The organism is Escherichia sp. WS3227_2, from assembly GCF_046486495.1.
In the GTDB taxonomy this organism is placed as follows: domain Bacteria; phylum Pseudomonadota; class Gammaproteobacteria; order Enterobacterales; family Enterobacteriaceae; genus Escherichia; species Escherichia coli.
The window spans coordinates 1-9,946 of sequence record NZ_JBJQLG010000033.1; the positions used below are offsets into that span (position 1 = coordinate 1).

Genomic DNA, 9,946 nt, shown 5'->3' on the forward strand with positions numbered 1-9,946 from the left:
CAGTTCAAAACCACTCCCCTGAATGGGATACGGCTGATACTGTCGCCCCTGCCAGGTGACCGGCTCACCTTTTTCGTTCAGCTCATTACAGAAAAAATAACGTTCTCCACCAACCTCTGTCAGATCGATTTCCCAGAGCACCACGCAGGCAGACTGCTCCGCACGGGTGCATTCATTCAGTGTTTCCTGTCGGATATCCTGCATCAGTTCACCACCTGTTCAAACTCTGCGCTGAACTCAACACGCAACATACTGACCCGCGACGACCATTTTGCGCAGGTCACCTTTATCTGCCGCCAGTCATAAGGCGGCGTCCACAGAAAGGCTTTCCAGCCTCCGTGCTCTGCCAGAAACGATTCCAGCGCCGTGGCCTCCCAACGGGGGACAGAAATCGTCACGCTGTACGTTTTCAGGTTGGCATTCAGCCCGGCAGGCGCGCGCTGGGAATAGCCATCACCAAAGCGCACCTTCCTGACGGAAGGAGCCGAAGCCACATCCATACCGGGTTTCACTTTCCAGCGGAAGGTTTTCATCGTCCACCTCCGGAGAACAGACCACCATCACGCATCTGCCCGGTCACAACATCCATTGCCGCCTTACGGGCCATGTCATACACCGCCTTCAGAGCAGCCGGACCTATCTGCCCGTTCGTGCCGTCGTTATTAATCACCACATGGTTATTCTGCTCAAACTTCCCGGACGCCTGCGACCGGCTGTCCGCCAGGCTGCCCGGTGTACCGACATAACCACCGGTGGCATAGCCGCGCATCAGCCGGTAGAGATTCCCCACGCCAATCCGGCTGGTTGCCTCCTTCGTGAAGACAAATTCACCACGGTGAACAATCCCCGCTGGCTCATATTTGCCGCCGGTTCCCGTAAATCCCCCTGTCGCAAAATGGAATTTCGCCGCAGCTGCCTGAATGGCTGTACCGCCTGACGCGGATGCGCCGCCACCAACAGCACCGCCAATGGCGCTGCCGATACTCCCGACAATCCCCACCATTGCCTGCTTAAGCAGAATTTCTGTCATCATGGACAGCACGGATCGGGTGAAGCTGCGCCAGTTTTGTTCACTGCCGGTCAGCATCGCCGCCATATTCTGTGCAATACCATCAAAGGTCTGCGTGGCTGCACTTTTAACCTGCGACATACTGTCCGTGGCGCTCTCTTCCCACTCACTCCAGCCTGACTTGAGGCCTGCCATCCAGCTCCCGCGAAGCTGGTCTTCAGCTGCCCAGGTCTTTTTCTGCTCTGACATGACGTTATTCAGCGCCAGCGGATTATCGCCATACTGTTCCTTCAGACGCTGTTCCGTGGCGTCCCGCGCTGCCTGCCGGTCAGTCAGCCCCCGGTTTTTCGCATCAATGGCTGCCCGTTTTGCCCGTTGTTGCTGTGCGAATTTATCCGCCTGCTGCGCCAGCGCATTCAGGTGCTCCTGATACGTGACCTTATCGCCAAGTGCAGCCAGCTGGCGTTTGTACTCCAGCGTCTCGTCTTTATGCGCCAGCAGGGATTTCTCCTGTGCGGACAGCTGGCGACGTTGTGCCGCCTCCTCCAGTACCGCGAACTGACTTTCTGCCTTCCACAAATCCCGGCGCTGCTGGCTGATTTTCTCATTCGCTCCGGCATGCTTCTCCAGTGTCCGGAGTTCTGCCTGAAGCGTCAGCAGGGCAGCATGAGCACTGTCTTCCTGACGATCGCCCGCAGACACCTTCACGCCGGACTGTTTCGGCTTTTTCAGCGTCGCTTCATAATCCTTTTTCGCCGCCGCCATCAGCGTGTTGTAATCTGCCTGCAGGATTTTCCCGTCTTTCAGTGCCTTGTTCAGTTCTTCCTGACGGGCGGTATATTTCTCCAGCGGCGTCTGCAGCCGTTCGTAAGCCTTCTGCGCCTCTTCGGTATATTTCAGCCGTGACGCTTCGGTATCGCTCTGCTGCTGCGCATTTTTGTCCTGTTGACTCTGCTGTTCAGCCTTCTTTCGGGCGGCTTCAAGCGCAAGACGGGCCTTTTCACGATCATCCCAGTAACGCGCCCGCGCTTCATCGTTAACAAAATAATCATCCTTGCGCAGATTCCAGATGTCGTCCGCTTTCTTAAACGCAGCCTCTGCCTTAATCAGCATCTCCTGAGCGGTATCAGGACGACCAATATCCAGCACCGCATCCCACATGGATTTGAATGCCCGTGCTGTCCTGTCTGCCCAGGTTTCCAGCGTGCCCATGTTCTCTTTCAGGCGTCGGGTCTGGTCATCAAACCCTTTCGTTGCGGCCTCGTTCGCCGCCTGCAATGCCCCGGCTTCATCGCCGGAACGCTGCAACTGAGCAACATACGCAATCTGCTCCGCCGTCACGTTATGGAACTGGCGCGCCATCGCCGTCAGCCCCGACGTCGGGTCAGTGGTCAGCTTCCCGAAGGCTTCAGCGACCTTGTCCACCTCCACACCGGATGCAGAGGAGAAACGCGCCACACTCTGGCTGATGGACGCAATCTGAGCCTCACCGCTTACCCCCGCCTTAACCAGTGCACTGAGTGACTCGCTGGTCTGGTTAAACGTCAGCCCTGCAGCCTGCCCGGCTCTGGACAGGACCAGCATACGATCTGCCGTCAGTCCCGCCTGATTACCGGAAAGGACCAGCGTTTTGTTGAAATCGGACAGGGTTGAGTTACCCTGATACCAGGCATACGCCAGCGCACCGGTCGCCACCGCCAGCGAGGTGGCCCCGACCATCGGCAGGGTGATCGCACCGGCAAGCCCCCGGAACATGGGGATCATCCCGCCGAAGGAGTCCTTAACCTGACCACCCTGTTGCAGCAGGATCAGCCACGGGCTTTGCCCGCCTGCAAGCTGCGTGGCCACGTCGGTGAACTGTGCAGGCAGCATACGCATGGCGGCTTTATACTGCCCGACGGAAATCCCCGCTTTCTGTGCAGCCAGCGCCTGTCGGCTCAGCGACTGTTCAACGACTGCCGCTGTTTTTTTCGCATCACTTTCCGTACCGGAAAAATGACGCCTGACTCTGGCCATCTGCTCGTCAAATCTGGCCGCATCCAGACTTAAATCAACGACCAGATCGCCTACCGGTTCAGCCATACCGGACTCCTCCTGCGATCCCTTCTGATACTGTCATCAGCATTACGTCATCCTCCGTCATGCCCGCCATATCCGGGGAAGCGGGGATAACTTCATTTCCGTCCGGGTCAAAGCGGACGCCTCCGGTAAGCCCTGCCGCTTTCTGCATCAGCACATCATCTTCAGGCTCTTCGTCATCCTCACGCCGGTTCAGCAAACTGAAATCCAGCGGATGCATATCCGGATCGCTGAAAAACAGGCTGAGCACAGTGTACGTCAGCCCGGAAAAGTGCATATCCAGCAGAACATCATGAAAATAATGGGTACTGTAAAAGCGGTGCCAGTCGGCATACTCCGTGGATGACATCCCGGCAAGCATGGCGCGCCAGTCAGGTCGCCCCATCTCTCGCGCCAGTTTCAGGGCAAAACTCAGCTCACCGTCGAACACTTTCCCGCAGAAACAGGCTCTGCAGGCCCGGCGTCCTCTGTCTGGTCAGGGGCATCATTCACCACAAACTCATACATTCCGGACAGCCGGTACACCACGTTTTCAGCATGAGAAATTGCCTCTGTAGGCCAGGTGGTAAGCACTTCCTGCTCAATCTGTTTAACGGCTTCATTCATGGACGGCATCTGCGTCTTCTTCGGATGGTTATGCCACAGGGACATCGCCACCACAAAAGCGCCGGTTCTGATGGCGTCTTCCACAGTAAACTTCCGGTTGCTGTCTGACTCCGCCTGTTCTGCCTGCCGTTTCATCAGGGCGAGATGCTCAATACGCTGTAGGGCTGACAGTTCAGAAAGCGTGACGGTCACGCCGTTATGTTCAAATGATTCGGTTTTCAGGAACATCGCTGACTCTCCGGATTAACTGGCGGTGACGGTGATTTCTGCAACCGCAGCAAACTCACCATTACCGGATACGACCGGAATGTTGACCTTGCCTGCAGCAACGCCGTTCACGGTGATGGTCATACCACTGACCGACACGGTGGCTTTTGTTTTATCCGCAGACACCGCACGGAAGCTCTTGTCGGTTGCGCCTTCCGGCTGGAATGCCACGGTCAGCGTGGTGCTCTGCCCTTTCACTACGGAAGCACTGGCTGGCGTTACCGTCATGCCGGTGGCCGCCGTCACCGTGCTGCGATCTTCTGCCATCGACGGGCGTCCCACATTGGTGACCTTCACCGTGCGGGTAATCACTTCCTTCGCCGTCACCGCCTTACCGATACTGCTGACCCAGCCACGGAACACATCGACCGTGCCGTTCGGGAAGCGGATTTTATAGGCACGGGTATCACCTTCATTAAACCACGCCAGCAGCGCCTGCTGCCCCTGCTCTCCGGGCATCCACGCCAGCGTGAAGCTGGTATCTCCGGCTGACTTCTGCCCCTGTCCGGTCGCGGTCCAGTCCGCATCTTCATCATCGAGATAACTGTCGTCATAGGACTCAGCGGTCAGTTCGCCGGGCGTCAGGTCTTTAACTTTAGCCAGACGCGACCAGTCAACGTCTGAAAGCGGGTTCGCATAAGGGTCACCGTTCCCCTTATAAACCCACAGTGTGGTCCCGGCACCTTTCACCGGCATTGTTGGATTTGGTACAGGCATAGCGTCCTCACATTTCATAGGTAATGACATAAGTCAGATCGGCTGAACTCCACAGGCCCGCATCATCGTCGCGCCGGTAGTCATAGCCACTGGCCACCATACTGGTGATCAAATCTGACAGTGCCGGGATATCGCTCATCACCGGATAAATCCGGGACTCCATCCACGAATCCAGCTCTGAATCCGGCACCTGAGCAGGCAGGAAAACTTCAATATGCAGCTCCGCCTGCCAGGTATCGCTGTCCAGCTCTTCGCCCGTGTATTCAGCGCCGGTGAGATAAACGGCAATTGCCGGAAAATCCGCCTCATCAAAAACAGCGGGGCGACCATCAAAAAGCGTCGCCCCGGTGTCATGCTTCTCCAGTGCATCCAGTACGGCTGCACGGAGTTCAGTATGTTTCATCGCTTTATTACCATTCTCAGTTGATGCTGCAGCGCATAGCCCAGCTCTTTCGGAAGACGTTCACGCCGTATCCGTTCAATATTCTGTTTAAACGCCGTGGTAAGCGGCACCGCCATCGGGATTTTCACCACATCAATGGGGTAACGGTTTTTCCCGGCCACACGCTGCATGACATGCCACCGCCCATTTTTCAGTTGCTGAATAAACGCGCCGGGAATACGACGGTTACCCACCACAAGCACGCTGCCGCCACCTTTCAGGGATGAACGCTGCCCCTTTTTACGACGCCTGCGGCGGGACAGGACAACCCGCGCATTACCCAGCTTGATTACGGGCAAATCCCCCCGGTTAACTTTGATTCTGGCCTGCGGGTTTTTGACCGTGGCCCTTTTCAGCCTGGCCCTTTCCTTTACCAGTTTCCGGCGTACCTTTGTCTCACGGGCAACCTGTGACGCCGACTGCGATATCGCGGATGAAGCAACGCGGTTAATGGCCATTGCGGCGGCACCGGGCACCGCCGTTTTGCTGATACGGCTGAGGTTTTCAACGGCCTGCTCAAGACCTTTTATGGCCATACATCCCCCTTTCAGCGGCGACGGTTAACGGCAGGCGGCACGCCCCGTCCAAGCCAGAGATGACAGCTTCCGCCATCATCCGGCGAAACCCGATCTACCCAGAAATTTTCCTCACCGATGGTCAGCGTGTCTCCACGCCGCAGCTGCCGCACCTCATCAGTCCGGACAAACAGGGACGGGCTGGAGCCTTCAACGCGCACGCCCTGTCCGGCATAGCTGATATTTTCAGGGTCATCAAAAACACCACGTATCACCGCACCGGACTGCTCACCGGATGTAATGGTGGCTGACGTTCCCATGTACCCGCGTATCGTTTCATCGGCGCGGGCAATGGCAGCATCGAACAGGTTATCGAAATCAGCCACAGCGCCTCCCGTTATTGCATTCTGGCCAGGCCGCGCTCTGTCATTTCGGCTGCCACACCGGCAGAGACACGAAACGCCGTTCCCGGCAGCACAAATGCCACAGGTTCATCCCGCGTGGCGTGAAGTGCATCAGTATGCAGCTTCACCAGTGCCACGACCGTGACCAGTTCAGACGTATCCAGAATCACGGTATCCGGCTGCGCTGATCCCACCTCATTTTCATGTCCGGTCAGCACATTTTCCCGGCTGAGAGGGGTGTCCTGACCGGCAGTTTCATCCGTGTCATCAAGCTCCTCTTCCAGCTCTGCCACACGGAGCGCCAGTTCTTCTTTCGTCCCCGTCAGGCTGACATCACGGTTCAGTTGTTCACCCAGCGAGCGGAGACGGGCAATCAGTTCATCTTTCGTCATGGACTCCTCCACAGAGAAACAATGGCCCCGAAGGGCCATGATTACGCCAGTTGTACGGACACGAACTCATCAGGGTCAGCCAGCAGCATCAGCGGTGCTGACTGAATCATGGTGAACTCACGCGCCGGATCGCCGGTGGTCACCCAGTTTTTCGGGTAACGGGCAGAGGCGTTAATGCCTTCGCGCTGTGCGTCCGCATCCTGAATGCAGCCATAGGTGCGCAGACCGCGTGCCTGAGTGTTCCCCAGCACCATCGTGTTGTCCGGCAGGAAGTTCTTTTTGACGCCGTTTTCCACGTACTGTCCGGAATACACGACGATGGCCACATCGCCATACATCCCCTTATAGGACACCGCTTTACCTAGGTCTTTCACCGCTGTCTCCAGCTCGGAATGAGAGCCGCGACGAGTATCCAGCTTCTCCTTGACGGCTTTGAAGGAACGGAACAGCGCCCAGCCTTTCGGATCGAACACGATGATATTCACAACACCGCTGGCGTTCAGCGCGTAGGCTTCGATATCGTCGGTCGGGTCATACGTGGACTTGTCACGCTTGCTCCACTCCGTGCCGCCGGACTGCGTGATGTTATTCTCCTCACTGCGGCCCATATCCACCTCAACCGGATCGAAGGCTTCACCGGTCATGGTGTATTTGCCCTTAAGCACGGCAGAAACTGCCTGCATCTCTTCGACCTGAGCAATGGCCAGCTCTTCGTCACGCATGTTCTGCATGATGATGCGACGGCGGCGGTAAGCCGGGTCCGCCAGATTCTGCGGATCTTCATCCGGCAGGCGACGCAGGGTCATCTGCGGATTCACTTCATGCTTCGGCTTGACATATCCCGGCGTAAATTCAGAGGTGGAGCCGCCACGGGAACGGATAACCTCACCGGAAACAATCGGCGAAACGTACAGCGCCATGTTTACCAGTCCCGGAATTTGTGAGAGATAGACTTTCTCCGTGGTGAAGGGATAGCTCTCACGGAAAAAGAGACGCAGAAACAGCGGATCAAACTTAAATTTCTGCTCATTTGCCGCCAGCAGTTGGGCGGTTGTGTACATCGACATAAAAAAATCCCGTAAAAAAAGCCGCACAGGCGGCCTTTAGTGATGAAGGGTAAAGTTAAACGATGCTGATTGCCGTTCCGGCAAACGCGGTCCGTTTTTTCGTCTCGTCGCTGGCAGCCTCCGGCCAGAGCACATCCTCATAACGGAACGTGCCGGACTTGTAGAACGTCAGCGTGGTGCTGGTCTGGTCAGCAGCAACCGCAAGAATGCCAACGGCAGCACCGTCGGTGGTGCCATCCCACGCAACCAGCTTACGGCTGGAGGTGTCCAGCATCAGCGGGGTCATTGCAGGCGCTTTCGCACTCAATCCGCCGGGCGCGGTTGCGGTATGAGCCGGGTCACTGTTGCCCTGCGGCTGGTAATGGGTAAAGGTTTCTTTGCTCGTCATAAACATCCCTTACACTGGTGTGTTCAGCAAATCGTTAACGGCATCAGATGCCGGGTTACCTGCAGCCAGCGGTGCCGGTGCCCCCTGCATCAGACGATCCAGCGCAGTGTCACTGCGCGCCTGTGCACTCTGTGGTGCTGCGGCCAGAATGCGGCGGGCCGTTTTCACGGTCATACCGGGGGTTTCTGCCAGCACGCGTGCCTGTTCTTCGCGTCCGTGAGCCTCCTCACAGTTGAGGATCCCCATAATGCGGCTGTTTTCTGCCGCAACCGCTGCGGTGATCTGCGCGTTTACGTCCGGCTGCGCCGCGCTGGCGTTCTCGCCCTCCGTCGCTGGCACCACGTCAGTAACGTCAGCCTGCGAAGCAGTGGCTGAAACAGTTGTTGATTGAGTCTCTTTGGTCATTCGTCCTCCTGAGAGACGGGATTTACGTGCATCCAGTGCATCACGCATGACGGTGATCGCATCGGTGCTGTTAACAAGTTCATCAGCCAGTCCGGCATCAATGGCCTCCTGACCGCTGTACACTGCAGCCTCGGTATCCAGCACAGCCTGCACGGACAGGCCGGTATATGCCGACACCTTCTGCGCAAACATCTGGCGGGTTGCGTCCATCCGGGACTGCAGTGTCTCCCGGACGTCATCCGGAAGATGGCTGTAGGGGTTGCCATCCACCTTATGGCTGCCGCTGTAAATCAGCGTGATTTCCACACCCTGTTTCTCCAGCGCAGCACCGTAATTACTGTGAGCCATCATGACGCCGATGGAGCCTGTCCGGGCGGTCTGCGTGACCAGACGCCGGGAGGCGGCACTGGCAAGCAACTGACCTGCACTGCAGTTCATGTCGTTGGCAAGCGCCCATACCGGTTTTATGTCACGCACACGGGCGATGATGTCAGCGCAGTCAAATGCCCCCGCCACCATCCCGCCGGGCGTGTCCATATCGAGCAGAATGCCGTCCACCATCGGATCGCTGGCAGCCTGTTGCAGACGGGCGATAATGCCGTTGTAACCGGTCATCCCCGAGTACGGCTGCAGCGCCCGCGTCCGGCTGACCAGCGTGCCGGACACCGGCAGCACGGCGATGCCGTTCATGACCTGATAACTGCGGGCCTGTCGTGGTCCGTCATCATCACCGGATAATGCCAGCGTCGCGAGTGCCTCCTGGGCAGTCAGGCTGTCGCCGGACACCGCATCCGTCAGGCGGCTGATCCCAAGCTGGCCTGCAAGCGCACAAAAGAAAACCCGCGCATAGGCGGGTTCAAGCATCAGCGGCTCATTAAAGGCCATGCTGGCAATATGCGGGAGATTACGCAGCTCTGCTGTCACTCTTCTCCTCCTCTGTTGATTGTCGCAGCCCGGATTCAAATGCTGCAGCCGCCCAGGCGGGCGGTTTAAGACCGGCTGCACGGCGCTCCATCGTTTCACGGACCTGCTGGGCAAAAATTTCCTGATAGTCGTCACCGCGTTTTGCGCACTCTTTCTCGTAGGTACTCAGTCCGGCTTCTATCAGCATCACCGCTTCCTGAACTTCTTTCAGACCATCGATGGCCATACGACCGGAGCCTATCCAGTCGCAGTTCCCCCAGGCACTGCGGGCTTCCTGAAAACTGAAGCGCGCTTTTGAAGGTAACGTCACCACGCGGCGAACGATGGCCTCTTCCAGCCAGCACAGAAACATCTGGCTCGCCTGACGGGATGCGACGAATTTTCGCCGCCCCATAAAGTACGCCCACGACTCGTTCGCACTGGCCCGTGCCGTGGAGTAGCTCATCTGGGCGTAATTCCGGGAAAGCTGCTCATACGAGACACCCAGCCCGGCAGCGATATACCGCAGCAGTGACTGCTCAAACACGGAGTAGCCGTTATCCGTATCCTGAGCCGTCTGCAGGTTCAGTGAGTCACCCGGCATCAGGTGCGGTACTTTTGCGCCTCCCAGCCGGACCGGCGCTGCGGCGTAATACGCGGCAATTTCACCAATCCAGCCGGTCAGCCTTTCCCGCTGCTCCTGACTGTTCGCGCCCAGAATAAAATCCATCGCTGACTGCGTATCCAGCTCA

The 9,946-nt window shown here is 57.5% G+C and carries 14 protein-coding genes; all 14 read right to left on the minus strand.

Going from position 1 to position 9,946, the window contains the following annotated elements; all coding sequences use genetic code 11:
* A partial coding sequence (locus ACJHXB_RS24305; RefSeq protein WP_410233546.1) for a phage minor tail protein L occupies nt 1-204 on the minus strand: 204 nt, incomplete at its 3' end.
* Complete coding sequence (locus ACJHXB_RS24310) at nt 204-533, minus strand: phage tail protein (RefSeq protein WP_000847339.1); 330 nt, start codon at nt 531-533, stop codon at nt 204-206. The genes ACJHXB_RS24310 and ACJHXB_RS24305, both read right to left, overlap by 1 nt.
* Nucleotides 530-3,091, minus strand: a complete 2,562-nt coding sequence (locus ACJHXB_RS24315; RefSeq protein ID WP_097742648.1) for a phage tail tape measure protein — start codon at nt 3,089-3,091, stop codon at nt 530-532. Before ACJHXB_RS24315 ends, ACJHXB_RS24310 begins: the two co-directional genes overlap by 4 nt.
* Complete coding sequence (locus tag ACJHXB_RS24320) at nt 3,084-3,518, minus strand: phage tail assembly protein T (protein WP_000459474.1); 435 nt, start codon at nt 3,516-3,518, stop codon at nt 3,084-3,086. Before ACJHXB_RS24320 ends, ACJHXB_RS24315 begins: the two co-directional genes overlap by 8 nt.
* On the minus strand, nt 3,500-3,922 hold the full coding sequence (gene gpG, locus ACJHXB_RS24325; RefSeq protein WP_000479162.1) for a phage tail assembly chaperone G: 423 nt from the start codon (nt 3,920-3,922) through the stop codon (nt 3,500-3,502). Before gpG ends, ACJHXB_RS24320 begins: the two co-directional genes overlap by 19 nt.
* 15 nt (nt 3,923-3,937) lie before the next feature.
* Nucleotides 3,938-4,678 carry a phage tail protein gene (locus tag ACJHXB_RS24330; protein ID WP_001467857.1) on the minus strand — a complete coding sequence of 247 codons (741 nt, stop codon included), beginning with the start codon at nt 4,676-4,678 and terminating at the stop codon, nt 3,938-3,940.
* Nucleotides 4,679-4,685: 7 nt separating this feature from the next.
* Nucleotides 4,686-5,081 carry a phage minor tail U family protein gene (locus ACJHXB_RS24335; RefSeq protein ID WP_000683128.1) on the minus strand — a complete coding sequence of 132 codons (396 nt, stop codon included), beginning with the start codon at nt 5,079-5,081 and terminating at the stop codon, nt 4,686-4,688.
* Nucleotides 5,078-5,656, minus strand: a complete 579-nt coding sequence (locus ACJHXB_RS24340) for a phage tail protein (protein ID WP_000975070.1) — start codon at nt 5,654-5,656, stop codon at nt 5,078-5,080. The genes ACJHXB_RS24335 and ACJHXB_RS24340 overlap by 4 nt, the downstream gene beginning before the upstream one ends.
* Before the next feature lie 11 nt (nt 5,657-5,667).
* The gene (locus ACJHXB_RS24345; protein WP_000752979.1) at nt 5,668-6,021 is read right to left on the minus strand and encodes a head-tail joining protein; all 354 of its coding nucleotides are present in this window, start codon (nt 6,019-6,021) and stop codon (nt 5,668-5,670) included.
* Between the two features lie 11 nt (nt 6,022-6,032).
* Nucleotides 6,033-6,431, minus strand: a complete 399-nt coding sequence (locus ACJHXB_RS24350) for a DNA-packaging protein FI (RefSeq protein WP_000158905.1) — start codon at nt 6,429-6,431, stop codon at nt 6,033-6,035.
* A gap of 41 nt (nt 6,432-6,472) precedes the next feature.
* Nucleotides 6,473-7,498, minus strand: coding sequence for a major capsid protein (locus ACJHXB_RS24355; protein ID WP_000063277.1), 1,026 nt, complete (start codon nt 7,496-7,498; stop codon nt 6,473-6,475).
* A 55-nt stretch (nt 7,499-7,553) separates the two neighbouring features.
* Nucleotides 7,554-7,886 carry a head decoration protein gene (locus ACJHXB_RS24360; protein WP_001297109.1) on the minus strand — a complete coding sequence of 111 codons (333 nt, stop codon included), beginning with the start codon at nt 7,884-7,886 and terminating at the stop codon, nt 7,554-7,556.
* Nucleotides 7,887-7,895: 9 nt separating this feature from the next.
* Nucleotides 7,896-9,215 carry a S49 family peptidase gene (locus ACJHXB_RS24365; RefSeq protein ID WP_000123307.1) on the minus strand — a complete coding sequence of 440 codons (1,320 nt, stop codon included), beginning with the start codon at nt 9,213-9,215 and terminating at the stop codon, nt 7,896-7,898.
* Nucleotides 9,196-9,946, minus strand: a 751-nt coding sequence (locus ACJHXB_RS24370) for a phage portal protein (protein ID WP_410233547.1), incomplete at its 5' end; no start/stop codon positions are given. The genes ACJHXB_RS24370 and ACJHXB_RS24365, both read right to left, overlap by 20 nt.

What these genes read in the sequence shown, in the direction of transcription:
- ACJHXB_RS24310 (WP_000847339.1), bottom strand. Translation starts at nt 533, where the DNA reads ATGAAAACCTTCCGCTGGAAAGTGAAACCCGGTATGGATGTGGCTTCG.
- ACJHXB_RS24315 (WP_097742648.1), bottom strand. Translation starts at nt 3,091, where the DNA reads ATGGCTGAACCGGTAGGCGATCTGGTCGTTGATTTAAGTCTGGATGCG.
- gpG (WP_000479162.1), bottom strand. Translation starts at nt 3,922, where the DNA reads ATGTTCCTGAAAACCGAATCATTTGAACATAACGGCGTGACCGTCACG.
- ACJHXB_RS24330 (WP_001467857.1), bottom strand. Translation starts at nt 4,678, where the DNA reads ATGCCTGTACCAAATCCAACAATGCCGGTGAAAGGTGCCGGGACCACA.
- ACJHXB_RS24335 (WP_000683128.1), bottom strand. Translation starts at nt 5,081, where the DNA reads ATGAAACATACTGAACTCCGTGCAGCCGTACTGGATGCACTGGAGAAG.
- ACJHXB_RS24340 (WP_000975070.1), bottom strand. Translation starts at nt 5,656, where the DNA reads ATGGCCATAAAAGGTCTTGAGCAGGCCGTTGAAAACCTCAGCCGTATC.
- ACJHXB_RS24350 (WP_000158905.1), bottom strand. Translation starts at nt 6,431, where the DNA reads ATGACGAAAGATGAACTGATTGCCCGTCTCCGCTCGCTGGGTGAACAA.
- ACJHXB_RS24355 (WP_000063277.1), bottom strand. Translation starts at nt 7,498, where the DNA reads ATGTCGATGTACACAACCGCCCAACTGCTGGCGGCAAATGAGCAGAAA.
- ACJHXB_RS24360 (WP_001297109.1), bottom strand. Translation starts at nt 7,886, where the DNA reads ATGACGAGCAAAGAAACCTTTACCCATTACCAGCCGCAGGGCAACAGT.